The 25,772-nt window shown below is 34.1% G+C and carries 21 protein-coding genes; 1 reads left to right on the top strand and 20 read right to left on the bottom strand.

Features of this window, described 5'->3' with window-relative positions; translation table 11 throughout:
• Positions 1–70 precede the first annotated feature (70 nt).
• From HHX25_RS14555 to HHX25_RS14520, 8 genes are all read right to left on the bottom strand, one after another.
• Positions 71–649, bottom strand: coding sequence for a Crp/Fnr family transcriptional regulator (locus tag HHX25_RS14555; RefSeq protein ID WP_169674988.1), 579 nt, complete (start codon positions 647–649; stop codon positions 71–73).
• Between the two features lie 26 nt (positions 650–675).
• Positions 676–843, bottom strand: a complete 168-nt coding sequence (locus HHX25_RS14550; RefSeq protein ID WP_169674986.1) for a hypothetical protein — start codon at positions 841–843, stop codon at positions 676–678.
• 137 nt (positions 844–980) lie between these two features.
• Positions 981–3,560 carry a T9SS type A sorting domain-containing protein gene (locus tag HHX25_RS14545; RefSeq protein ID WP_169674983.1) on the bottom strand — a complete coding sequence of 860 codons (2,580 nt, stop codon included), beginning with the start codon at positions 3,558–3,560 and terminating at the stop codon, positions 981–983.
• A gap of 261 nt (positions 3,561–3,821) precedes the next feature.
• Positions 3,822–4,535: a LytR/AlgR family response regulator transcription factor gene (locus tag HHX25_RS14540; RefSeq protein ID WP_169674981.1), complete on the bottom strand. Its 714-nt coding sequence runs from the start codon at positions 4,533–4,535 to the stop codon at positions 3,822–3,824.
• Positions 4,536–4,544: 9 nt separating this feature from the next.
• Positions 4,545–4,865: an Hpt domain-containing protein gene (locus HHX25_RS14535; RefSeq protein ID WP_317169095.1), complete on the bottom strand. Its 321-nt coding sequence runs from the start codon at positions 4,863–4,865 to the stop codon at positions 4,545–4,547.
• Position 4,866: 1 nt separating this feature from the next.
• Positions 4,867–6,081, bottom strand: coding sequence for a sensor histidine kinase (locus tag HHX25_RS14530; protein ID WP_169674978.1), 1,215 nt, complete (start codon positions 6,079–6,081; stop codon positions 4,867–4,869).
• Positions 6,081–6,620: a heme NO-binding domain-containing protein gene (locus HHX25_RS14525; protein WP_169674977.1), complete on the bottom strand. Its 540-nt coding sequence runs from the start codon at positions 6,618–6,620 to the stop codon at positions 6,081–6,083. Before HHX25_RS14525 ends, HHX25_RS14530 begins: the two co-directional genes overlap by 1 nt.
• Before the next feature lie 4 nt (positions 6,621–6,624).
• Complete coding sequence (locus tag HHX25_RS14520) at positions 6,625–7,038, bottom strand: response regulator (RefSeq protein WP_169674975.1); 414 nt, start codon at positions 7,036–7,038, stop codon at positions 6,625–6,627.
• Between the two features lie 186 nt (positions 7,039–7,224).
• Between HHX25_RS14520 and HHX25_RS14515 the strand changes: the two genes are divergently transcribed.
• Positions 7,225–7,683, top strand: coding sequence for an RNA methyltransferase (locus HHX25_RS14515; RefSeq protein WP_169674973.1), 459 nt, complete (start codon positions 7,225–7,227; stop codon positions 7,681–7,683).
• A 25-nt stretch (positions 7,684–7,708) separates the two neighbouring features.
• Here HHX25_RS14515 and HHX25_RS14510 read toward each other — a convergent pair whose 3' ends face one another.
• The 12 genes from HHX25_RS14510 to HHX25_RS14455 all read right to left on the bottom strand — a co-directional run bounded on the left by HHX25_RS14510 (position 7,709) and on the right by HHX25_RS14455 (position 25,767).
• Positions 7,709–9,139: a rubredoxin domain-containing protein gene (locus HHX25_RS14510; RefSeq protein WP_169674971.1), complete on the bottom strand. Its 1,431-nt coding sequence runs from the start codon at positions 9,137–9,139 to the stop codon at positions 7,709–7,711.
• Positions 9,139–12,660: a nitrate reductase gene (locus HHX25_RS14505; RefSeq protein WP_169674969.1), complete on the bottom strand. Its 3,522-nt coding sequence runs from the start codon at positions 12,658–12,660 to the stop codon at positions 9,139–9,141. Before HHX25_RS14505 ends, HHX25_RS14510 begins: the two co-directional genes overlap by 1 nt.
• Positions 12,661–12,909: 249 nt before the next feature.
• Positions 12,910–14,349: an MFS transporter gene (locus tag HHX25_RS14500; RefSeq protein WP_169674967.1), complete on the bottom strand. Its 1,440-nt coding sequence runs from the start codon at positions 14,347–14,349 to the stop codon at positions 12,910–12,912.
• Positions 14,350–14,748: 399 nt separating this feature from the next.
• A complete protein-coding gene (locus HHX25_RS14495) occupies positions 14,749–15,402 on the bottom strand; it encodes a response regulator transcription factor (RefSeq protein ID WP_169674965.1) in 654 nt (217 codons plus the stop codon).
• A 48-nt stretch (positions 15,403–15,450) separates the two neighbouring features.
• Positions 15,451–15,840: a RidA family protein gene (locus HHX25_RS14490; protein ID WP_169674963.1), complete on the bottom strand. Its 390-nt coding sequence runs from the start codon at positions 15,838–15,840 to the stop codon at positions 15,451–15,453.
• A 17-nt stretch (positions 15,841–15,857) separates the two neighbouring features.
• Positions 15,858–17,672 carry an ATP-binding protein gene (locus HHX25_RS14485; RefSeq protein WP_169674961.1) on the bottom strand — a complete coding sequence of 605 codons (1,815 nt, stop codon included), beginning with the start codon at positions 17,670–17,672 and terminating at the stop codon, positions 15,858–15,860.
• An 11-nt stretch (positions 17,673–17,683) separates the two neighbouring features.
• Positions 17,684–18,268 (bottom strand): DUF4202 domain-containing protein, encoded by a 585-nt coding sequence (locus HHX25_RS14480; RefSeq protein WP_169674958.1) that lies wholly within the window; start codon positions 18,266–18,268, stop codon positions 17,684–17,686.
• Positions 18,269–18,336: 68 nt separating this feature from the next.
• Complete coding sequence (gene nirD / locus HHX25_RS14475) at positions 18,337–18,714, bottom strand: nitrite reductase small subunit NirD (RefSeq protein WP_169674956.1); 378 nt, start codon at positions 18,712–18,714, stop codon at positions 18,337–18,339.
• 126 nt (positions 18,715–18,840) lie between these two features.
• Positions 18,841–21,360 (bottom strand): nitrite reductase large subunit NirB, encoded by a 2,520-nt coding sequence (gene nirB / locus HHX25_RS14470; protein ID WP_169674954.1) that lies wholly within the window; start codon positions 21,358–21,360, stop codon positions 18,841–18,843.
• 157 nt (positions 21,361–21,517) lie between these two features.
• A complete protein-coding gene (locus HHX25_RS14465) occupies positions 21,518–23,815 on the bottom strand; it encodes an FdhF/YdeP family oxidoreductase (protein ID WP_169674952.1) in 2,298 nt (765 codons plus the stop codon).
• A gap of 310 nt (positions 23,816–24,125) precedes the next feature.
• A complete protein-coding gene (locus HHX25_RS14460; RefSeq protein ID WP_169674950.1) occupies positions 24,126–24,737 on the bottom strand; it encodes a nucleotidyltransferase family protein in 612 nt (203 codons plus the stop codon).
• Between the two features lie 10 nt (positions 24,738–24,747).
• Entirely contained in the window at positions 24,748–25,767 is a 1,020-nt protein-coding gene (locus HHX25_RS14455) for an XdhC family protein (RefSeq protein WP_169674948.1), read from the bottom strand.
• Positions 25,768–25,772: the final 5 nt, after the last annotated feature.

Here is a 25,772-nt window from a genome sequence, read left to right as displayed (position 1 = left end):
ATAATTTTTATAGCACAAACTTCTATAGAAATCGACACAAATTACTTGACAAAAGGCAAGAAATGTAAATTTATACTTTTCTTCTCAACCGGCTTAGTGTACTATCTGTAATTCCTAAATAGGAAGCTATATATTTTAAATGTGCATGTTTTAAGATTTGTGGCTTTGTCTTTAATAATTCCTGATAGCGCTGCTCTGCCGTTCTGTTAATCATGCTATAATTTCGTTTTTGGGAAGCTATAAACTCTTTTACTAAAATGGCGCGCCCAAAATCACGAAAAGCTGGTTTTTGATGAAAAAGTGTATTGAGTTGCTCATAGGAAATCCTATATCCAATACAATCTGTTATTGCCTGAATATTAGCTTCAGAACGAACGCTATTAAAAAATGACGTGACTTCTAAAACAATATTGTTTTCGAGAAAAAAATCGGTGGTTATTTCATTGCCTTCCAAATCAAAAAGAAAAGTACGCATAAGGCCTTTCTCTAAATAAAAATAATCATTACTTATAGCCCCCTCTCGCAGTAGAAAATCTCCTTTTTTTATTTTAATAGGATGAAAACTATACGCTATGTACTGTGACTCTTCCTGAGAAATTGGAACAATACTTAGAATAAAATCTATTAATGAATTTCTATCTTGTGACATAAGCAATTCTGAGATGGATAATAAGTTTAGGAATCTTGTTTTTTATGATCCTTAATTGAAACCAAGGTATATTTATTATAAGCTAGTTTATCAAAAATAAAAGATTGCCCCGTATCAAGCCAACGTTTATAAATTAATTTTCCATTGGCGTAAACATATAATTCGTTCCCTTTTATTTCTTTCGTAAATACCATTCTATGGCAAAATAATACCTTATTTATTAATTACCAACAACTACAATCAAGACAAAACTAAATTCCTATATAAAAACAAAAAAAGGTAAAAAACATAGTGCCTTTTACCTTTTAAATGAAATTAGAGTAGTGATTAATTATTTTACCAATAATTTTATTGTTTTATAGGTCGTTGTTTTACTTTTTACATTACAGAAATAAATTCCAGACATTAAGCCTTTTCTTCCTAATTTTATTTCATTTTTACCAGTAACAGCTCTATAAATCGTCTTTTTAACCAAACTACCTAATTGGTTGTAGAGCAATAGTTCTATTGGCTCTGAATTCTGACTTGTAAAATGTATCGTTGTACCTGAACCCATAGGATTTGGAGACGCCCATGCTTTATATGATTCAACACCATTCAATGATTCTACCGAGAGTGTATTACTTATTGAAAAACGCAGTTGTTGCAAAGTCATCTCTTTAGTCTCAACCTCTCCTGTTTCAGCTAACATGGTAAAAACGATAGAGGTTACGTCATGTTTTTCAAAATCATATCCATTTATGGATGTAAATTCAGAAAACGGCACACTATAGTCTTGTAATGTATTGGTTAAAGCTATGCTGGTCTGATACTGTTCTTCCCAGTTAGCTATGCTTTCTTTTACCAGTCTAATAATTAAAGTCCCAGTGCCTTTAGCTTTAAATTGAAAACTATTATAATTTGATAGATCTACAGGATTAAACTTCGGGGTTAAAGCTCTATAAGCTGCTATATATTCTTTAGTATTGGCCACCAACTCTATATTACGTTCAATAGGAAACTCATCTCCATCAAATGCTTCTTCATTAGGTTTTACATTATAAGCCGTAACCATGGTACTTGATGCTGCATCATCGTATCCCCAAGGCCCATCAGACATGAATAGGTCATCTGGGGTTTGTATGCCATCACCTATTCTAAAACCAATATCAAACAGGTTTCCTGCATTCACTTCTACATCTGTAATATAATTACCATATAAATCGATAGTAGACGATACATATTCTACAGTTTTCGTCTCGGTAGTTCTTAAACCACCATCAAAAGCAACGGCTTCACTCCTATTGGTATTAACTATTTGTAAATCGAGTTTACCATGATGGTATTTACCTTTTCTAACAAAAACCGTTGGAGGTGCTGAGTTGTTATAACTGATCACAGGTTTTTGAACATCTAATAACCTTACAACTTCCTCTCCAAGTTGCAATAGATCATCTAAAGAATTGGACCATATTTGGAAGTTATAAAACGGCACATTATCTTCATATTTATCTAAATTCCAATGACTTTCAATGCCAAAATTAGCACCACTATTAATTGGTTTTGCCGATAAGCTTAATACAAACTCTAAAGAACCATCTATATTTTTGATGAGTGCCTTTATAAATTTTTGTTCTTTTATTTCTATAGTAGACACAGAAATTAATTCAGCACCTAATAATCTGTCACAAATGTATTTAGTATGCTCATAAACACCTTTGTCAGTTTTAAGAATAAGTATAGACGCTACAGCTTCGCCAGCTTTCATGTAATCTACCGAATAAACATCTGTGGCATTTGTAATATTTAACAAATCTGATGGAGATGATTCTATTGCTCGGTCTTCATTTAAAACTTCCAATGGCACAAGATCAGATAATTGTAGGCCATTCTTCCCTGTTTTTTTACCATACTTAGCTGATTTGACAAATCGCTTTGCTGACACCTTATCGAACTTATAATTATTCTTTGCTCTATTAAAGTTTCGTTTATTAATTTGTTCAGACAGCCTGTTGTTACTTTCTAAGCCTCCAGAGTTCCCACTCGATGTTGGCGCTTCTATAACTGGGCAAGCGGCATAACCAGAACATGACGGATCTTCACAATCTATTAAGCCATCATCATCATCGTCGATTCCATTGGTACAGTCTTCTTGTGGTACTGGAGCCGTTGGACAACGGGCACCATCATTTTGAGAGCTCGAAGGCCCGAAAGCGAAAAGGTTAGATTCCATGGAGCTGCTACTATCTAAATCCTGTACGTTTTGGATAACATAAATCGTTCCCGTTTGATTGGCTGACACGTAAAAACGTCCAGATGCATCAAAATAAACAGCACCATATGTATAATTTAAACCAGATAAGATTGGGACTTCGCCTAAACTTTCTATGATGCCATTATCTGCATCTATACGATATAAAATATTGGTTTTCTTTTCTACTGTATATAATTTATTATCAACAGCATTAAATGCCCAGTCGTGAATACTTAAGCTTTTTGATAAATTATTTGTTGCCATATAACCTCCATAGTTATCAGAATCTGGGTTTACATCTATGGTATAGTAAGTTGTACCCCCTCCTTTTAAATAATAGACCCCTTCAGCACTAACATCTCCAACATATCTATTTCCTGAAGGCAATTCATCTACATAAAATGTCAGGGTTGAAAAATCTTTCCCTATTCTCACTATAGATTTTGCTGGATAGCTTAACGAACCCCAGATAAATCCATCTGCTGGATTATATGCTGCAGCATTAATAGATCCTTCGGTTACATCGGTTGCGACTGTATATGAATTACCAGAGGCTAAATCTATTGCATATACATCATTATACTGAAATAAATAGGCATTATAATCACAGTTAAACGGAATATCTTGCGTGTATACATTAACGTAAACGAACACAAGTAATAGTAATATTTTTTTCATGATATTTATATTTAATACCACAAAGCTATATGACTATAAGGGCATATATTTTTATTTTCGGTAGACGAAAATTAAGTGTAGGTGAATGGGTGTATACTAAGGATGAATGATTTTGACTAAGTTAGATGGGATATTATATTTAGATTGAATGTGGGACTCGTATAGAACTAAGTGGAATATTTCATTATTCCAATATATGGCTCTAATTATGTGATTTTATCTAGTACCAAAATCACTTTTGGCTTAATATTATTCCTAAGCTTAAAGTAAATTCAAGCGTTTCATTAACTCAGGTCTATTAGATCTACTTACAGGAATCACATCTTTTTTTATCAGTACACTATTGTCCTCAATATCAATGATTTTTTTTATATTGATAACGTATGAGCGATGTACTTTAAGGAATAAGGAGTCTGGCAGTTTTTCTTCAATCTTCTTTAAAGTTGAATGTACCGTATAATTTTTATCTTCTGTTTTTACATTGATATAATCTCCCTTAGCTTCAATAAGATAAATACTGGGAATATCTAATTTTATTAAACGCCTATCTATGTTTATATATAAATCATTGCCTGAAGCTGTTTCTACAGCATCTATTGGTGTTGTATTTTCGACCATTTTAGATGTGGTAGATTCAGCTTTTTGAATCGCCTTTTCAAAACGTGGTAAAGTAATTGGTTTTACTAAATAATCTACAATACAACCGTACTCAAATGCTTCAATGGCAAAATTAGTATCCGAAGTCGTTAAAACTATCTTAGGTGGATTTTTAAGTGTTTGAATAAAGTCAAAACCTGTAAAATCTGGCATATGAATATCGAGAAAAATAAGATCTACATCATTTTGGTTTAAATATTTAATAGCTTCAATGGCATTAGGAAATGCCTCAAGAACATTTAAACTTGAAATATTAGAACACAACTGAGAGATAATGGCTCTGGCTGTCGCTTCGTCATCAATAATAATACAGTTCATAAAAAATGTTTATAAGGTATTTATGAAATCTGTTATGAGCTGTAAAATGGCATCAAAATCTTTTCTGCCCACAGTACTGGCTTTTTTTAAATTATTTTCATAATCGACAGCCATCTCATAACTTTTTTCAAGTCCTAAAATACTAATTTTATGCTTAAGTTTGTGTACATTTTCTGAAGCTTTATTAAAATTATCAGAATTTATGTTCTTATAATATGTTTTTTTTTCTTCTGGAAATTCAGCTTTAATAATATTGATAAGCTTCTTTTCAAAGTCCTTATCTCCTCCAGACATACTATAAATATAGGATAGATTTGGTTGCTCCATCATGCTATTTTTTTAATGTGAAAAAGAATGTAGTCCCCACTTTAGGCTCACTTTCCAACCAAATTTCACCATCATGTAAATCAACAATTTTTTTAACAATTGAAAGCCCTATACCTGTAGAGTTTTTACTCTCATTTAGAGTATGAAAAATTTTGAATATTTTTTTGTGATACTGTTTATCTATTCCCATACCATTATCTTTTACAGAAAACTGATAATAGTTTTTTAATACTTTATATTCGATATCGATACACCCTTTATCTTTATCTATAAACTTAATGGCATTACTTATCAGGTTTTGGAATAACTGCTGCAATTTTGTTTTATAGCCTTTAACCTTAGGTAATGGACCTAATATATTAATAGAAACGTGACCTGGAACATAAAGGATTTTAGCTAAATCCTTTACCACTATTTCTAAATCAACATTTATTTTCTCTTTCTCTTCAGAACCTATACTCGAGTAGTTTAGCACATCCGATATAAGCTGCTCCATTTTCTCTAACGTCGTTTCTATAAGTGTGAAATTTTGCAGACTAGCAGCATCTAATTTACCTTCATTATCTTCTTTAATCCAGCTAACCAAGGCATTAATACTCCTTAATGGTGATTTTAAATCATGAGATACTATATGTGCATACTCTTGTAGCTCATCATTACTTTTAGCTAACTTCCTTTTTTGGTCTTCTATCAACGAAGCAGTTCGTTTTGCTTCTGTAATATCTCTTATAATACCTTGAGCTGCAATAGGTAATTTTTTCTTATCGTATATAACACTAGCATTTATATGCACCCATTTAATACTTTTATCTTTGGTAATAATTCTAGCCGTGTAATCTGTAAATGCACCTTTTTTTCTTAATTCCCTAAATGACTTAAATGCATAATTGGCATCTGGTTTATAGATAAGGTCTATAACATTTAATTTCTCTTTATTAATATCATATCCAAATAAGTCGATGGCTGCATCATTCATTTTTAGGGCATTGCCTTCCAGATCCATTATTAAATAGGCATCATTAATATTTTCAAAAACACCTTGCAACTGGGATGTTTTTTCTTCGAGAAGCAATTCCAATTTTTCATTAGCTTCTTTTAATTTTTGAGCTGTATTGTATAGCTCTAACGATTTTTCTTCCAGTATCTTTTCTGCTGCTTTTCTAGCTGATTTTTCCCTTTTGAGAGCACGTTGAAGTATGTCAATGTTATCTTGACTCATTAATTTTTATTAATGATAAACTTGACTTCCGTACCATCTTCCTTAATTTTTTCCAAAACGATTGAAGCTGTAGAATTAAAATGTTCAAACGTTTTATTCATTAAACCTAAACCAAAATGGTGCATGGCTCTATTGGATTTATAAACCATGATCAATGAATTATTTGTTTTTTCTTCCACTACAAAAGTCGGTAATTCAGCATCTGGATAAATTTTTCTAACTTCAACATGTATATGATTTTCAATAGATGCCAACATATCTATGGGGTCTTTATACATTGACATAAGATCTGGGTAGCTCTCTTTTAAAACACTAAAGAAGTGCTCTGCATAAACGAGCAACAAATCATCAATAGAAATATTGGTATTAGTGCTTAGATTTTTAAGAAGCTGCAGCATTTCAGAGAATTTATAAGTCCCTACAGCTGTGTAAATACCTTCAGATTCCAATTCTGATTGTGAAATAATAGTGTCGACCATTTCCAGGCCAAACTTATGTTCTACCAGATCTAAAAACTCTGTAAAAACAATTCCTTTCATGCGTTTAAGTTTTTATTAATTCGTTAATACTCCAATATGCCAATAGCTTTTTTATTTTCGTCACATAGTCTTCATACTTTAAAGGTTTTAAAATATAACCTGCAATTCCTAGTTTATAACATTCCAGCAAATCTTTTCGATTATTAGATGTTGTTAATATGATTGCAGGAATATGTTGCAAGCTTTTATCTTCTTTTAAAATGGACAAAAATTCCATACCATTAATTTTTGGCATGTTTAAATCTAATAAAATTATGTCAGGTAATTCGTCTTTTTTTTCTAAAATATTTAGAGCCTCTTCTCCATTATTTGCCTCAACGGTATTACATTTAAGGTCTAGAGAGGTAACAACCCTGTTAAATTTCATGACTTCAATCATATCATCTTCAATAAGAAGCACTTTTAAATTATTTTTCATCACATAGGTTTAAGTAACTGTAAAAATAATGTAATTGGAACATACAACTATTTTCCTTCGCTAGGCTGAATTTAAGTGTAGGTGAATTGCGATTAAGTGTCGACGAATGGTTTTACACCAAATCTTACAAATAATTTAAGGTTTAATTTTTTTAGTAAATATTTAAGAATAGTTAATTTTGAATTTATGATAGACAACTTCGAAAATGAATTCTTTGGCATAGGTATCCAGAATGGAAAAACACCAGAAAACCTTGGTGTACTATGGAGATCGGCTCAAAACCTTGGAGCCAGTTTTATTTTTACTATTGGAAACAGGTATGCCAAACAAGCTTGCGATACACATAATGCCGTAAAGTCTATGCCTTATTTTCATTATGAGAATTTTGACGATTTTTTTAAAAACCTGCCAAAAGGTGCTCGAATTGTAGGTGTAGAATTAACTGATAAAGCTGAAAATTTAGAAAACTTTCATCATCCAAGACGTTGTGTCTATTTATTGGGAGCAGAAGACCATGGCTTATCTAACCAAGCCATTGAAAAAAGTCATTTCCTTGTCAAATTCAAATCGCAATTAAGCTTAAATGTATCTGTTGCAGGAAGCATTGTTATGTATGACAGAGGTTTGAATAAACCTCGAGCTTAGAGCTTGAGCTTAGTTAAGCTTAATCTTATTTTACCAGCACTTTCTTTTCAAAACGACTCTTTGGTGCTTCACAAAGGGAACATTCATAGGTTTCAGGGAGACTTTCAAAAGATGTATTTGGTGTTATATTTTGTGTGACATCTCCATAAACTTCATTATAAACAGTTAGACAGTCTTTACATTGATAAACTTCTTCTTCAACATACTCTGAGATCACTTCTATGGTTTTTTCCTCTTCGCGTTCTGTCCCAAGTTGCTCAAAATACAACTGGCTTAATTCCATTAGAAGCCCTGGCAACTCAACTTTATCCACATCTTGAACATGCATGATGTATTCTAGTGTATTGGGATCGAAATTTTTAGCATATAATAGGTTATAGGTATCTCTTATTTTAAAATCTCCTATAGCGTCTGGTTGTTTATTTTTCTCTATAACAATAGAAGTGAAATTATAAGTATCACTCTCATAACTCGTAATACCAAAGGTCAATCCATAGGTGCTAATATCGTTTTGATCAAAATTAGTAACAAGATATTTTTTTAAACTCAAGGCATCTTTATCGTTTACTGGGACATGCCAATTCATCTCTAACATAGAATGGCGTACGTTAATACCAAATTTACCTAAAAGCTTTTCCCATTGTAATTTTGACTTAGATGGAATTCCCTTAACAATAAAGGATTTCCATGGCGTAATCGAAATTTTACCAATTTTATTTTCTGCACATAAATCACACATCGCTTTTAAAAAGGCCAAATCGTACCTATTATTTCTCCAATATAGTCCTAACCAATAACTATCTGGCCCAATACGGTTCATCCCCTCATAATACGGAAATGGGTAAAAAGGAACTTCTAAAGGCTTGTCTACCGTCCTGTTATTGGTGTCGACCGCATCGCTTACCAATTCAAAAAGTGTTTCAATGGTTTCTGGTTCTTCTTGTAGAACATTTTCTATAGCAAGTTCTATTTTATCCATATCCCAGCTATAAATGAGTGCTGGATACATGCGTGTCTTTTCCCAACCAGGAAGCCTAACGTATAAATACCAATAATCTTCGTGGCCTGATGCTATAAAATTTATATTACCTGTGAATAGCGGAACCAAACGTTGTTTGGGATCAGTGACATTCACTCTTAAACTTAGTTTGTGCTTAAACTGCTCTATAACATATAAATACTTATCACTGGTAAGCCATGAGGTACTTGATAGTATGTCTGCAGACACATAAGACGATGATATATTTTCTATACCATCTGCCTTGGGTTTGATAAATTGGATTTTATCAAATTTATTAAACTTACTTTTATCTATTTCTTCAGGAAATATAATGTCTTGTCGAGAACCAAAAGAAATCGCATCCAAACCTAAGCCTTCTGCGGCTTCGCAAATATATTTCAACTCGCCTGGTGAGACAACCCCCCCGTTAATTCTTAATCTATATGGTTCTTCCATTATGCTAATACTTTTGCGTTATGAAGTATTTCTCTAACTTCTGTTTTACAACTTCCGCAACCTAAGCCTGCACCAGTCTTGTTACACAGTTCTGTAAAATCTGTACAGCCCTTGGCAATGGCTTCTTCTATATTGCCTGCACCTACCTGACTACAGGAGCAGATCAATTTACCTAATACGGGAGTGTCGTTTGATGCCCCTCGAAGTAGCGTATTCCGCTTATCTGCCATTTCAATTTTACTCTCAATCATGGTTTTAAACTCGGCAAATTCATTTTTATCTCCCATTAAAACAGCTCCAATCAATAAATCATCTTTAACAATACACTTTTTGTAGTACCGTTTTTTAATGTCCGTAAAAATTATTTCTTCATAGCTATCATCATTATCAGGTACAATAATGTCGCCTATGCTACAAAGGTTTAAGTCATTAAACTTTAAAATATTCATCAAAACAGAACCATTATATGAGCAGCTAATATCTCCTGCAATAAAGTTTGCCAGTATAGTCGCTTGTTCTTCTGCTGCCGACGTAATTCCGAACAACTGATTATTAAATTCGGCAATTTCACCAATAGCAAAGATATCTGGGTGCGAGGATTGTAAATGCTGGTTTACTTTTACTCCTCGACTGCAATCAATACCATTTTCTCTTGCTATTTCTACGTTAGGTATGGTACCTATAGCATACACTATAGCATTGGCCGTAATAAGCTTTCCACTCTTTAAGGTAATATTTAATTCACCCGTATCTTCATCGTCAAAAACAGTACTTACCTCATTATCAAAATAAATCTGAATACCGCGTTCTTGAACATCTAGAGCCAATAATTTACTGGAAACTTTATCCAACTGACGCTCCATCAAACGTGATGCCCTCTGTACAATAGTAATTTTAGCATTCTTATGTTTCATGGCAGCAGCCAGTTCTAAACCTAACAACCCTCCTCCAACTATTACAACGTGTTGCTCTTCTGGCGGCAAGTTTGTGGCATCTAGATAAGCTTTGAACTTATCTGCATCAATTTTATTACGCATAGTAAAACGCCCCGGCAGGTCTATTTGAACTCCCTTCGGAATAAAAGCACGACTACCAGTTGCTAAAATCAATTTATCAAACGTATGTTTTTCGTTATGACTATCTGTTACAACCTTATTTTCTTTATCTATATTAGAAATAGACGTTTCTGGATGCACATGGATGTTCAACTTATCAAGCTCTAATTTTTTAATCTTAAGAAGTTGCTCCCAAGTTAATTCCTCTGTTACATATTCGGGCAATAATACTCTATTATAGAATAAATTAGGTTCTTTTGAAAACACATGAATTTCATCAACTTCATTAAACTCACGGTAATTTTGTACAAACCTGAATGCCGCAGCTCCAGCTCCTACAATAACTATTTTTTCTACAGGTTTTTTATATTTTGTAACTGAAACACAGGTAAACTTAAAATCGGGTTCTTTAGATGTTGGATCTATATGTGTATTCGTTAAATTGTTCGTTCTGTTTAAATCACTTTGAAGTTGCTTACCCCAGTGCATCGGTAAAAATACCACACCTTTTTTTATGGTTTCGGTAATTTTAGCTCGTACTCTAACAACGCCATTTTCACTTTTAATTTCAGCAATACTACCATCTTTTAATTTACATAAATAAGCATCTACTGGATTTATTTCTAAAACTGGCGTTGGATAATGTGTTTTTAATCTGGATACTTTTCCTGTTTTGGTCATCGTATGCCATTGATCCCGAATACGTCCAGTCGTTAAAATTAATGGAAAATCCTCGCTTGGCTGTACTGAAGTATTTTTAATCGTGCTTGGCAGATTAAACTGTGCTTTTCCATTGGGTGTATAAAACTTTTTATCTTCAAAAAGCCTCGAGGTTCCCTGGTGTCTATGCTCTGGCACGGGCCACTGGAATGTACCCTCGCTCTTTAACCTATCATAATTTAGAAACGATACATCAATATTGGTTCCTTTGGTCATGGATGCATACTCATCGTATATCTCACTGGCATTATTGTAATTAAACCCTCTGAACCCCATACGTTGTGCAAAGTCACAGAAAATTTCAACATCTGGTCTTGCTTCTCCTGGTGCATCAATTTCTTTTGGTAGGTATGAAATACGCCTTTCGGAATTCGTCATCGTGCCTTCTTTCTCCAACCATCCTGCTGCTGGCAATACTAAATCGGCATAATCTACAGTATCCGATTTATATGAAATATCCTGAACAACCACAAATTTGGCTTTTTTCATAGCCCGTTCAATTTGATGCGTATTAGGCAAACTCACCAAAGGATTAGTACAAGCAATCCATACCGCTTTTAGTTTACCACTTTCTAGAGCATCGAACATTTCTGTAGCTGTATAACCTGGTTTGTCTGATATTTTATCAACACCCCAAAACTGAGCGACTTCACGCCTATGTTCCTCATTCATTAAATCTTTATGAACAGCCAATAAATTGGCCATTCCTCCTACTTCACGCCCACCCATCGCATTGGGTTGTCCTGTAAGCGAAAAAGGACCAGAACCTGGCTTACCTATCTGACCTGTTATAAGTGAAAGGTTTAATAATGATACATTCTTATCGGTTCCAACAACACTTTGATTGAGCCCCATAGCCCACATGCTAATAAAGCCTTTGGAAAGCCCTATAATATCTGCTGCTTTTTTAATATCCTTTTCCGGTACACCACAAAGCTTTGATGCTTGTTTTATAGATGTTGAAAAGATTAGGTCTTTGTAAGCCGCATAACCCTCTGTATGATTTTTTATAAATTTTTCATCAATCAAACCACGTTCAAACAAACGCCTTCCTATAGCATTATAAAGTACAACATCTGTTCCTGGAAGTAATTGGAGATGTAAATCCGCAAAATTCGCAGAGTCTGTTTTACGGGGATCAATAACTATAATCTTAACATTGGGATTTTCCTCTTTACGCTTTTCTATGCGCCTAAAAAGGATTGGATGACACCAAGCTGGATTTGCCCCTGTAATTAAAAAGCAATCTGCCAATTCTATATCTTCATAAGAAATAGGGACACTATCTTCTCCAAATGTTTTTTTATAACCAACTACGGCAGAACTCATACATAAGCGTGAATTAGTGTCTATATTATTGGTTCCTAAAAATCCCTTGGTTAGTTTATTCGCTATATAATATTCTTCGGTAAGGCTTTGCCCTGACACATAAAACCCGACACTATCGGGTCCATATTTTTTTATAATTGATTTAAAAACACGACTCGCTCTACCTAAAGCATCGTCCCAACTTACGCGTTCACGCGGATGCGATCTACTCCACCGCATTTCTGGATATAAAATCCTGTCGGATATGTCGTTTACCACATAATGCAAATTCATGCCTTTAGAACAAAGCATACCTTTATTAACAGGATGCTCCTTATCACCTTCGACAAAAACTTTATTATTAATGTCTTTTTTAACAATGATACCACATCCTACGCCACAATAAGAGCATGTTGTTTTTACTTCATTCTTAACCATTTACAACTGTGTTTTATACGAATTAAAGGATTATTTTTATTCAAAACAAGGCCTGCAATAATTATTGGCAATACCTTAAAAAAGCCTTTTTAAATCATTAAATTGATAAAAATTGGCATACTAAATACAGAATTTAATTCCTTAAAATCTTTGATTTGTTATTCCTGCTTTACTGAAGAAACAGGCCAGCGTTGTTAGCAGGAATAACAGTCACAAAGAAAACCCCGAAGCAAGCTTCGAGGAAAATTTTCAGCTTTTAACTTTTATAGTTTTCAACCCTTGTAGTTCGGAATCACTATCTATAGTTACTTTCGTTGTATTTTCTTTTTCATCTGCCTGAGAAAATTTAATGGCCAACGCGATAATACCAGTTATAATAACCACTAAACCAATCATAAAATAGCCTTGAGAAACAGCTGCTGATGATGCTGCCGACTGTGCTGTTTTTATGGCTTCTTCTCCCAAGCCTTGACTAGCAGCTATAGCTGTTTTTTCTGCTAAGGCAGATTTGGACTTTAGTAAAAAGGCAGCTAAAAATGCGCCAACATTTCCACCAGCTCCCACTATACCAGATACCGAACCTATTGCTTTTTTATTAATGAAAGGCACTACAGAAAACGTAGCTCCTTCTGCCATTTGAACTGACAAACTAAACAATATAAGAAATACAATACCAACAATAATACTTGTTGTTAATGAAAAAGTTACAAGCATGATACCTTGAAGTGTTAATATGAACGAAAGGAATAATACACGGCCTCTCAACCCTTTTAGCTTTCCAAATTTATCGCCAAAAAATCCACCTAGAGTACGTGCAAAGATGTTCATTAATGCAAATGACAAAACTACATTACCAGCCGTAAGTCTTTCTAACTGAAAGGTATTTTGAAGGTAATCATCCATAGTACCATAAACCGTGAGTTCGATACCAAAACTAGCTGCATATACAATAAATAGAATCCAAATTCTATAATCTTTTAATACGGCCAGAAAACCAACTTCATCTTTTTTCTTTTCTATTTTTACTCCTGAAGCCTTTAAATCTTTAAAATTCCCTTGAGGAGTATCTTGTGTAAAAAAGTAATATACAATACCCATTAAAAAACAGATGACACCTGCAATAACCATAGAATACCTCCAGGCTTCTGCTTCTGCAACTCCAAAACTTACTACCGCGGCAGCTATTAAAGGCATTCCCAAACGATTAGCACCACCTCCAAGATTACCCCAACCAGCAGATGTGGCATTGGCAGTACCAACAACATTAGGTGCAAACATTAAAGACGTATGTACTTGTGTTATTACAAATGATGCTCCTATAAAACCAATGAATAAACGACATATTAAAAACTGAAGTGGAGTTTGTACCAATCCAAGTAAAATTACTGGAATAGCCCCTAGAATTAATAGAAAAGTATAGCATAACCTTGGCCCATACTTATCGCATAATTTACCAATAAGCAAACGTGCAAACACCGTTCCTGAAACGGCCAAAATAATAGAATTCCATTTTTGATCTGGAGTCAGCCCCAAATCCTTAACTACATCTGGCATAAAAGGCACGATACCAAACCATGAGAAGAAACACATAAAGAATGATACGGCAGTAATCCAGAATGTACGTATAGATACATCTTTAAAATTGAAAAGTGCTAATTTTGTTGCTTTTTGAGCTTGTGTATTAACCATGATTACGTATTTTAATTTAACACAAAACTAAGTATTTTTACTTAATTTAAAAACACTTAAATACGTAATTTTAAATAAATATCAGATTAATAATTAAGTATTATTGATTTTAAGGATTTGATAAAATAGAAGGTGAAATTTATAAGATTTTTATGATTTTGTTTGATTCTGTTTTTTGGAATCTATAGGCTAAAATCCAAAAAAATACGTAGTATAAAAATGACACTTCTTGAAACGAGCTATCCTTCAGACAGATACCGAAAAGATCTATCAAACATCATATCGAACGTGTGCATGTGTCAACAACTACATCATTTATATTTGAGCTGTTAAAATGTGATTTCTCCTAACGTCGAAATTTAAACAGCAAACTAAAAAACCAGTTTTTTGATTTAAAAATTAAATAAGTTGATACTCCTTAGCCTTATTACTTAATTCCATAATATTTTTCACATCTAGTTTTTTCATTAAATTAAAACGATGTACTTCGGCGGTGCGTTTACTAATCTGTAATTCTTCAGCAATTACTTTATTGTTTTTAAGCTGCAATACTAAACTAAGTATTTGTTTTTCTCTTTTGGTAAGGTTGAACGGATCTGCTACAGGTTCTTTCTTCGGAGCAGTTGCAACATTTCCATTCACAAAATTGTTCATAATGATTGCAGATACATCGCCTGTAAAATACTTACCGCCAGATGCTACTTTGGTCAAAGCTTTTAAAAACTCATCTTTACTGGCTCCTTTTAGCAAATAACCATCGGCTCCTGCTTGAATAGCTTGAACGACATATTCTTCTGAATCGTGCATAGACAATACCAAAGTCTTTACATTTTTATGTTTTTTGGAAACCTCTGTAACCACCTCAATACCATTAAGTTCTGGCATTCTGATATCTACAATTAACAAATCTGGATTGGTACGCTCTAAAACGTCTAAAGCTTCCTTACCATTGGATGCTTCGTCTATGACTACTATATCCTGTTGGTCTTCTAAAAGTGCTTTTATACCGTCCCTTACTAACTCATGGTCATCTGCTAAAACTACGTTGATCATATCCTATATGCTTGAATTCAAGAACAAAAATAACAATTTTAAGTAATACTACTTATTTTCTGATTTTAAAGCAGTTACTTGAATTTCAATTTTCATCTTTTTATCTGCCAGTGCTGCCGAAAACATGGTCGCAGCTGGTTTAATCTCTCCAAAGTATTTTCTTAATACAGGCCAACAAGATTCAAATACATTGGCATCTGGTAAAATATAAGTCACTCTTACTACATCTAATAAACTTGCATCTGCCTGCTCTAGTGTATTTTTTATATTAATCAGACATTGTTCGGTTTGTTCAACTACATCGTTACTAATGGTCATAGTTTCATAATTATAACCTGTTGTTCCAGATACAAATACCCAGTTGTCTTGTACTACAGCTCTGGAATAACCAATATTGGCTTCAAAAGTAGAACCAGAACTTATTAATTTTTTTTTCATATTTAAATAATTTCAAACTAGGACAACGGGATATTCAAGGTAACCCTTGTTCCTTTATTTTTTTCAGAATTAAGAAATAATCGACCATTAATATATTTTATACGCTCCTTCATAAAGGTCATTCCCATGCCGCCTTCTCCTGTTTTTATATTTTTAACCTTTTTAGGGTCGAAACCTTTGCCATCATCATCAACCACAATACTCAAAATATTTTTACTATGTGATAACGACACTAAAATGTGTGTAGAGTCTGCATATTTGATAGCATTATTTATAGCTTCTTGTACAATTCTATAAATATTAATTTCTGCAAGAGAATCCAATCGCTCGGCAAAGTCTGTTTTATTATAAAGTACAATATCTTTTCCTGTAAGCTTTGAAAGTTCTTGCGTAAGCTTTGTTATAGCAGGTACTATACCATAATCGGCTAACTCTGGCGGCGTTAAATTAAACGTCGCTGTCCTTACACCTTTAATAATATTGGACGTTAGTTCTTTTAAATGCTCAATCTTTACTGCTGTTTTATCAATATCACTTATATCTATACTTTCCAGATTATATTTTAGCCCTGTGAGCATTTGTCCTATACCATCGTGTACATCCTTTGCGATACGATTTTGTTCCTTTTCCTGATTTTCAATAATCTTACTGGAAATGGTTTTTTGTTGATTCATTTTCTCTTCAAAACTGGCTTTAGTCAACCGTTCTATTTCAATTTGACCTGCTTTTTTTGAAGTTATTTCTGAAGCTATAATTAATAATTCCGATTTATCGTCGGTAGGACTAAAAGGGATAATTGACATTTCCAGCCACACTTCGACATTTTCTTTTGTTGTAGCTTTAACCTCTCCTTGCCACCCAGTTTTCTTATGTTTTGAAACGATATCATCTATGATAGTTTGTTCATTTTCATGAATCGACAACACTTCAGAAAAAATCGCATTGGTATTGAATTTGCTAAACTTAAATAAGCGAGAAAATTTATTACCCATATGCGTAACAATCCCATCGGGAGTAATACGAGCAAATAATAAGGTTTCGTCCATAGCATGGCTCAAGGCACGTAATTCTTTTATTGATTTTTCCTTAGCTTCACTTAATACATCAGCATCAAAAGCCATTTTTTTAGCTCGCTTCTCTGCTTCCAATAATTCGGAAAGGCTATTTTTTACGGTTTTAGCCGCTGGCCAGAAAATGAGGAGGAACTCGCCAAGTAATAGCAATAGAGTTATGGCCATTAGCACCATTTCTAAGTTACGCAACCACGCTACTTTTTCTTCGGCTTCTAAATCAAATTGATTTACAATTTGATCCATTTTCAATAAAAACGCTCCTTCATTTTTCTGGATGACCTTTAATTCTTCTGTAAATGTTGAAGTTGACACTGTTGAATCATTTTCAATCTTTTTTACAATTGAAATAGCTGCTTTATTTAAAGCATTGAACGATCCACTAATATCCTTAAACATGCCTAAAATAACTTCACTGTTATTGCCTGGTAAATCAAGGCTGTCGCTTCCCTCTTGTAGTGCATAATGTGACGACTCCCATAATTGAAACGTATTTTTAAACGCTTTTTTTAATTTTAATCGTTCTCTTAAGTCATTTTCTATAGAAATCAACAACACTTCTTTTGTTAATTTCTGACTTAGCATACGCTGTCTACCGGCAACATTAATAACCGTAGAATCATTCTGTTGGGCATTTAAATGCTTTCTAATAAGAATTTGGCTAATAACAACTGAAAGTGCGATGGCACTTAACGCAATAATATACAAACGGCTTAGTTTATCAAACGTACGTTGATCTAAAGAATTACCGTTTTTAGTCATGTTATTAAGAATTAATCAATCGCCTGCTTTATTAAAGATAAACTTTTATCTGAAAAGTTAAGTTGCAAGGCTGCTTCATGGCCCTTGTCGGACATTTTAACCCAGGTTTTTTTTAGAATATCGATAACCTTTTCATCGTCATGCTTAGCTGCAAACTCTTCAAAATAATAATCTAAGAAAACTAAACATACGGTGTCCTCTAAGATTTGAGATTCCTCGTTTTTTTTGATGAGTTTTTTGTTTATCAATAAAGATACCCTGTCTATAAATTGAGTATCGTATCCTACCTGTTTAAGAATTTCGGAAGTATACTCTACATGCATTTTCTTTAGTGTTTCTCGCCATTTTAAATAACCTACTCGGTCCATAGGATATTCATCTCTAGCTATTTTCCATCGACAAATGTGCTGCGCACGTGCTGCTATTTGAAGAGCTCTAGAAGCATTTGGATTAAACTGCAGTAATTTTCGAGACATACGTTGAGAGTACAACAACTCCTTTGGATAGTCTAAGCCAAACACATGGTATGTATTTATGTCTTCTGAGTTTTTTTTATCTATTAATGCTATAGTGGTTTCAAATCTTGTTGGCTTCATTTTGTGTAATAGTTGTTTTGAACAATGGTTAACTTTTGCTTTTAGGGCGAAAAGTTAAGATTAGTTCATCAATCTGCAAAGCCAATATACACATTTCCGTCTTCAATCTTAACAGGGTAGGTTGCTATTTTTAAATCTTCTCCTGCAAGATTAGATCCATCTTCTAAGGAAAAATTCTTTTTATGCATCGGACAGGCTACTTTAGGAATATCATCTTTATCTCCTATCATACCAAGCGACAACACCATTTCCATTTTATGCGGGCATAAATTTTGTGTGGCATACCATTTCGATGTTCTCGTAAAATTATAAACCGCTATTTGTTTCGTTTTATATTTAATACAGGCGCCACTATTTTCTGGAAAATCGGACACTTCTCCAACTCTAAACCATGTACTTACACTATCTTCTGAAACCGATTGGTATTGTTCTAATATGTTTTGCATGTTATATAAAAAATTATTTTAATCAAATTATTTAGTCTGAATGAATATCAATGCTTTTTCCCATTTATAAGGTTACAACATTGTATTTCTTCGTAACGGCACTCTATTCCTATCCCTTCTTTAATATTAATTCCAAGCTTTTGGCATTTTTTGATCACGCATCGGTACAAAAACCAAGTTATCGTCTGTATCATCAGAGTTAACGAAATGTTTAAAACGCTTCATCATTTCTGGGTTTTCAATCGCTTGTTTCCACTCACACTCATACTTATTAACCAAACCTTGCATTTCCAGTTCCAATTCTTCAGCAATCCCTAGGGAATCTTCAATAACGACCTGTTTTAAGTATTCAATACCTCCTTCTAGCTTATCTAACCAAGGCGCTGTTCTTACCAATGGACCTGCCGTGCGTATATAGAACATTAAAAATCTATCTAAGTATTTAATAGCTGTTGCATCATCTAATTGCTCTGCAAATAATACAGCATGTTTTGGAGTCGCACCACCATTTCCACACACGTATAAATTCCATCCACCTTCAACAGCAATCAATCCAAAATCTTTTCCTCTTGCCTCAGCACATTCTCGAATACAACCCGATACCCCACCTTTTAATTTATGTGGTGAACGCAATCCTCTATAACGGTTTTCAATGTCTATGGCAAACGTAACACTTTCGTGCATACCATAACGGCACCAGGTAGAACCTACACAACTTTTTACAGTACGTAATGATTTACCATAGGCATGACCACTTTCAAACCCAGCATCAATAAGTTCTTTCCAAATAAGTGGCAGTTGATGCAATTGCGCACCAAATAAATCAATACGCTGACCTCCAGTTACTTTTGTATATAAATCGTATTTTTTAGCGACCTGACCAATAACAATTAGTTTATCTGGAGTAATTTCCCCACCTGCTATTCTTGGCACTACAGAGTAAGTTCCGTTTCTTTGAATGTTAGCCAAAAAGCGATCGTTTGTATCTTGAATACCAACCTGGCGGTTAGGTGTTTCCATGGTAATACTTGCAAATATTGAAGCTATTAATGGCTTACAAATTTCACAACCATGACCTTCACCAAATAAGTTTAAAGCCCCCTGATAATCTTTTACCTTATTTATTTTTATTAAGTCGTAAAGTTCCTGTCTGTTAAAATCGAAGTGCTCACAAATGGTTTCTTTAACCTCTTTTCCTAGCGATTTAAGGGACTCGTTAACCAAATCAACAACCATGGGCTTACAACCACCACAACCCGTTGTCGCTTTGGTTTTAGCAATAACATCTCCTAAATTATTACATTCTCCTTCTGTAATAGAACTACAAATATCACCTTTCGTAACACTTTCGCAAGAACACACTTGTGCAGCATCAGGGATATCCATCACGCTGCCAAATCCTCCTTCTCCTTCACCTCTGGCACCAACGATCAATTCTTCTGCATCTTCTGGAATTGGTAATCCATTCAAGTAAATCTGGTGGAGCATATTATAGTCGGACGCATCACCAACCAAAATACCTCCTAATAATTTTTTGCCATCATGACTAACATTAATACGCTTATATAAGTTTTTCGTTTTATTTTCAAAAACGATAGAATACCCTTTTTCTACTGGCATAAAAGGTTCTCCGTAACTCGCCACATCAACGCCTATCAATTTCAATTTAGTTGACATATCGATATCTTCAGCCATAGTTATATCGGCATTCCCTAAAATTTGGTTCACAGCAACCTCTGCCATATCATAACCTGGGGCTACCAATCCATAAATCATATTATTGTAAAGAGCGACTTCTCCAATAGCATAAATCTCTGGGTCTGAAGTTTGCATTTTGTTATTTACCACAATACCGCCTCGCGTTCCCATTTCAAGATCACATGTTTTGCCCAGTTCGTCACGAGGTCTGATTCCTGCTGAAATCACTAACATTTCAACATCTATCTTATCGTACTCCCCAAATTCCATACCCGTAATGGCATCGTCTCCTAAAATCTTATTTGTAGCTTTAGAGAGGTGTACATTGATTCCTATGGACTCTATCTTTTCTTGTAATACATTACTAGATCGTCTATCTAATTGTCTAGGCATTAATTTAGGGGCAAATTCTACGACATGTGGCTCTAGCCCCATATCCATAACCGCTTTCGCTGCTTCTAATCCTAAAAGTCCACCACCTAAAACGGCTGCTTTTACAGTCCCCGTTCTTCCTTTTTGAATAGCTTCTGCATAAGCAAGCATCGCCTCTAAATCTTCAATGGTTCTATAAACAAAAACACCTTTTTTCTCAATCCCTTTGATATTTGGCACAAAAGGAACCGATCCTGTGGCTAATACTAAATAGTCGTATTTGTAATTTACATCTTTTGCAGTAGTGATTTTCTTTGATGAACGGTGAATATCTGTAATACGCTCATTTGTAATCAATTCGATACCTTGTTCTTCATACCATGATCTAGGCGCCATTTCTAAAGCCTTAGCATCTTGATTATCAAAGAATTCACTTAAATGAACACGATCATATGCAGGTCTAGGTTCTTCTCCAAAAATGGTGATTTTAAAATCTTTTGAACTTTCTTGAGCTACAAATTTTTCACAAAATTTATAACCTACCATACCATTACCGATTACAATGACTTTTTTCATATTTACGTATTTAAACCACAAAACTAAGTAATTATACTTAATTTTTAATACATAAATGGGGTGAATTGTACGCTGATTTCAAATTATTAAAGATTTCTCAAATTCCGAGCTAGATAATTATTTATAAGACAAAAAACCAGTATTAGAATTACACATACTATTCATGAGCCGCAACTGTAATAACAATACTTTTAGATGCAGGTGTTTTGGCTGTATGAGCATAACTATCTATAGGCACTAATACGTTAGCTTCGGGGAAATAGGTAGCACAACAGTTTCTAGGAATATCGTAACCAACCACCTTAAAATTATTTGCTTTTCTAATTTTACCATTGAATTCTGAAGTTAAATCTACAACTTGATGCTCTTCTAGGTTCCTTGTTTTCATATCTTCTCGATTCATAAAAATGATGCGCCTTTCATTAAAAACACCTCGATATCTGTCATTTAGACCGTAAATAGTTGTGTTGAATTGATCATGACTACGTATAGTCATCATAACCAATTCTGAATCTTTAAGTTTCCACTCTGGCAATTTATTTAAGGAAAAATTCGCCTTACCAGTCTTTGTTTTAAAACGTCTTACCCTTGCACCGTTAGGCAGATAAAAACCAGAGGGTTGTTTAAGCCTTTTATTGTAATCCTGAAATCCGTCTACAACTTCCTGAATATCATTACGAACCAGATTATAATTATCTTTATATTGCAGCCAATCTATTTTAGAACGTTCTTTTAAAGTCGCATGTGCAATGTTACAGACTACAGCAACTTCACTTAATAATTTATCTGAGCAAGGCTCTAAAATGCCTTTGGTAGACGATACGACACCCATAGAATTTTCTACACTTTGGGTTTGTATTCCTGTCTTTTGATAATCTTTTTCTGCACGGCCCAAACAAGGTAATATCAAGGCTTCTTTACCTGTAACTAAATGCGAACGATTTAACTTGGTACTAACGTGCACAGTCAAATTACAATTAGCCAATCCTTGTGCCGAATAATTGGTATCTGGAACTGCAGAAATAAAGTTACCTCCTAATCCAAAAAACACTTTGGCTTTTTCCTCGTTCATGGCTTTAATAGCATCAATTACGGAATACCCATGCTTTGCTGTTGGTTTAAAACCGTATTTACTTTCAATTTTATCTAAAAAGGCCTGTGGAGCAGCTTCCCAAATTCCAACTGTTCTATCCCCTTGTACGTTAGAATGTCCACGAACGGGACACGTACCAGCACCTTCTTTTCCTATACTCCCTTTTAATAATAACAAATTAACTAATTCTCTAATATTATCAACCGCATTTTCATGCTGCGTCAATCCCATAGCCCAACAGACAATAATCTTTTTCTTATTTAAAACCAAATCAAAAACATCATTGAAAGTAGCCTTAGAAACACCCGATAATGCCAAACATTCATCAAAATCGAATTGCTTTAAGTCTGAAATGAAAGCATCATAGCCATGTGTATGTTCGTTAATAAAGTCTTTATCGAATACGTTGCCTTCTAATGATTCTTTTTCTAATAATTTTATCAATATAGCCTTAATAAAAGCAACATCGCCATTAATGGTAATAGGCACAAACACATCGGTTAGTTTCGTCCCCCCCGTTAATAATTTAATCGGACTTTGCGGATTCGTGAATTTAATGAGTCCTGCTTCAGGCAAGGGATTAATGGCTATAATTTTTCCACCATTCTTCTTACATTTTTCCAAGGCCGTAAGCATTCTTGGATGGTTAGTGCCTGGGTTCTGTCCTATAACCATAACCAATTCCGCCTTATACAAATCATCTAAAGTCACAGAACCTTTCCCTATACCTAAGGTCTCAGAAAGCGCACTCCCACTTGCTTCATGACACATATTAGAACAGTCTGGAAGATTGGCCGTTCCAAATTCACGAACAAACAACTGATACAAAAAGGCTGCTTCGTTTGTGGTTCGTCCCGATGTATAAAAAACCGCTTCGTCTGGATTATCTAAAGCATTTAAATGGTCTCCTACTTTTTTAAAGGCCGCGTCCCATGATATAGGCTGGTAATGTGTTGCGCCTTCTGCCAAAAACATAGGTTCGGAAAGGCGTCCAGACTTACCTATTTCAAAATCAGATAATCTAGCAAGTTCTTCGACCGAATGGCTTGCAAAAAACACACGATCAATCGTTTTCTTTTGCATCTCTTCCGACATCGCTTTCATACCATTTTCGCAATATTCACCCAAAGAAGAGCGTTCATCATCTGGATCTGGCCATGCACAACCTGGACAATCAAACCCTCCTTTTTGATTTATTTTAGTTGAAATTTTTAGAGCGTTAACTGGTTTTATGTATTTTGAAGCATGATTAACTGCCGATTTCAATGCCTTAAAACCTCCACTATTCTTAGCTGGTTGCGTGACTTTTAAGTTTTTAAATTCTTCTGGTGTATTGGCTTTATCTATTGGAGATGCACTCATAAAATTATGCTATGTTCAATTTTCTATTTTTGAATTGATTTAAACTTTTTATAATTGGCTGCAAAACTCTCTTTTATCCCCACATTTTGTCTTTTTATTACTCCGTAGCAATGCTATGCAATTCAAAAAAGTCTTCATTTGGGAGTAAAATTGCTGTTTTTCGCTTCAATCAAAAAAGTTTAAATCAATTCATTGGTAAAATTAAGTTTTTTTTAAAACAGTCATTCTAATACGATACAAGATAATGGCTTCCTAATGATTTTAATCAATTTTTAAATACAGAGATTGAAAAATAATGCGGATATACTAATTAAAATTCATTTTTATAAAATTTTTCATAATCCTCTTTATAATCCAAATCGATATTTTCTGATTTTGGTTTAAAGATTTTTACAAAGGAAGCATATTTTTTAAGAAGCATTTTAGCACCTTTATCATCTTTTAACTTTAATAATTCTGACAAATACATCTTATCAAAAATAACTGGAACCCCCGAAACGCCATTGGTATATGAAGTTGCTATAATTTGATTGGTTTTGGGTGTGAAATTTTGGGTTAAAGTATTTAGAAAATCTGCATCTATGAATGGTTGATCTGCTAGACAAATAAGCACAGCATCAAACTCTAGTTTTAAATTTAAAATATGATTTGCGGCACAGGCTATAGACTTACCCAAACCTAATTCCCAATTTTTGTTTTGGATAATGGTAACGGGTAATTTACTTATTTGATCACTTATTGCTGGGTAATTGGCTCCTAATACCACAAAAATATCATTAGAGTTGGTTTTTAATGCCGTTTGTATAGCATGTCCTAAAAGTGTCGTATTCCCCCAAGCGAGCAATTGCTTTGCTGTCCCCATACGTTTTGAAGCTCCTGCAGCTAAAATAACGATTGGAATATTTAAAGAATGTTCAGACACTTTGAAACTATTAAGAATGGATCTTCCCTGTCTTTTTACTCAATGATATGGGCTCTTGTTTTCTCGCTACGGACAGTATTTCCGACACTATTGAAACCGCTATTTCCTGAGGCGTTTCAGAACCAATATTAATCCCCGCAGGACCATGAATTACATCTAAAAAGGTATGTGCTACGTCTGGGCAATATTCTATAAATTGAGACAGCAAATCGTCTCTTCGCTTTGATGGCCCCAACAAGCCTATATATACAGGATTGGTATCTTTTAGCTGTACCAAGTATCTGAGATCATTAGCAAAATTATGAGTCATTAATACAATAGCCGTTTGGTCATCAATAGACATTGTTTCCATTTGCTCTGCAGAAACAGCTTGAAAACTAGCTGCTCCTGGAAAATTTGCAATGGATTTAGACTCCGATGGTCTCGAAATAACAGCAACCTCCCATCCTGTTAAAGCCGCATACTTACACAATTGCACCGCATCATGCTCTGCTCCTATTATTACAAGTTTAAAACATGGTGGCATTTTTTGCTTAAAAAGTGACAGCTCATTATGTTCCTTTTGGTTTTGCAGATTACCTTGTAATGAAAAAAGGGAATCTTTAATTTTAACCCAAGAGCCTATTCCAGAAGTTTGACTTTCTTTTTTGCTGAAATAAGACCGAATCTCAAATGAATTTCTTTCTTTTAGGGCATTAGAAAAAGCTTCTTTAAACGCACTGTTTGGTTCAAATATTTCTATTAAAATATATAAAACACCCTCGCATCCTAGTCTATATCGACCATCATAAGTCATTATTTTAGATGTTCCTGTTTTAAAAACAGATTCAGACTGTAATAAAATCTCCTTTTCTACGCAGCCCCCACTCACAGCTCCGATCATTTTACCGTCTTCTAAAATAAGCATTCGTACGCCCGGCTTTCTATAAGAGGAACCATCAAGCGCTACAACCGATGCCAAAACCGATCTAATATCTTTTTTAGCAGCTATGCCTGCTTGGTTTACGATATCTTTAAATTCATGTGTCATAGACG

Source organism: Flavivirga algicola (assembly GCF_012910715.1).
GTDB classification, from domain to species: Bacteria; Bacteroidota; Bacteroidia; order Flavobacteriales; family Flavobacteriaceae; genus Flavivirga; species Flavivirga algicola.
Note: the sequence above shows the minus strand (reverse complement) of the source record. Positions and strands in the feature narration are given on the sequence as shown.

Coding starts and splice junctions, on each gene's coding strand:
- HHX25_RS14555 (WP_169674988.1), bottom strand. CDS start 649: ATGTCACAAGATAGAAATTCATTAATAGATTTTATTCTAAGTATTGTT.
- HHX25_RS14550 (WP_169674986.1), bottom strand. CDS start 843: ATGGTATTTACGAAAGAAATAAAAGGGAACGAATTATATGTTTACGCC.
- HHX25_RS14545 (WP_169674983.1), bottom strand. CDS start 3,560: ATGAAAAAAATATTACTATTACTTGTGTTCGTTTACGTTAATGTATAC.
- HHX25_RS14540 (WP_169674981.1), bottom strand. CDS start 4,535: ATGAACTGTATTATTATTGATGACGAAGCGACAGCCAGAGCCATTATC.
- HHX25_RS14535 (WP_317169095.1), bottom strand. CDS start 4,865: ATGATGGAGCAACCAAATCTATCCTATATTTATAGTATGTCTGGAGGA.
- HHX25_RS14530 (WP_169674978.1), bottom strand. CDS start 6,081: ATGAGTCAAGATAACATTGACATACTTCAACGTGCTCTCAAAAGGGAA.
- HHX25_RS14525 (WP_169674977.1), bottom strand. CDS start 6,620: ATGAAAGGAATTGTTTTTACAGAGTTTTTAGATCTGGTAGAACATAAG.
- HHX25_RS14520 (WP_169674975.1), bottom strand. CDS start 7,038: ATGAAAAATAATTTAAAAGTGCTTCTTATTGAAGATGATATGATTGAA.
- HHX25_RS14515 (WP_169674973.1), top strand. CDS start 7,225: ATGATAGACAACTTCGAAAATGAATTCTTTGGCATAGGTATCCAGAAT.
- HHX25_RS14510 (WP_169674971.1), bottom strand. CDS start 9,139: ATGGAAGAACCATATAGATTAAGAATTAACGGGGGGGTTGTCTCACCA.
- HHX25_RS14505 (WP_169674969.1), bottom strand. CDS start 12,660: ATGGTTAAGAATGAAGTAAAAACAACATGCTCTTATTGTGGCGTAGGA.
- HHX25_RS14500 (WP_169674967.1), bottom strand. CDS start 14,349: ATGGTTAATACACAAGCTCAAAAAGCAACAAAATTAGCACTTTTCAAT.
- HHX25_RS14495 (WP_169674965.1), bottom strand. CDS start 15,402: ATGATCAACGTAGTTTTAGCAGATGACCATGAGTTAGTAAGGGACGGT.
- HHX25_RS14490 (WP_169674963.1), bottom strand. CDS start 15,840: ATGAAAAAAAAATTAATAAGTTCTGGTTCTACTTTTGAAGCCAATATT.
- HHX25_RS14485 (WP_169674961.1), bottom strand. CDS start 17,672: ATGACTAAAAACGGTAATTCTTTAGATCAACGTACGTTTGATAAACTA.
- HHX25_RS14480 (WP_169674958.1), bottom strand. CDS start 18,268: ATGAAGCCAACAAGATTTGAAACCACTATAGCATTAATAGATAAAAAA.
- nirD (WP_169674956.1), bottom strand. CDS start 18,714: ATGCAAAACATATTAGAACAATACCAATCGGTTTCAGAAGATAGTGTA.
- nirB (WP_169674954.1), bottom strand. CDS start 21,360: ATGAAAAAAGTCATTGTAATCGGTAATGGTATGGTAGGTTATAAATTT.
- HHX25_RS14465 (WP_169674952.1), bottom strand. CDS start 23,815: ATGAGTGCATCTCCAATAGATAAAGCCAATACACCAGAAGAATTTAAA.
- HHX25_RS14455 (WP_169674948.1), bottom strand. CDS start 25,767: ATGACACATGAATTTAAAGATATCGTAAACCAAGCAGGCATAGCTGCT.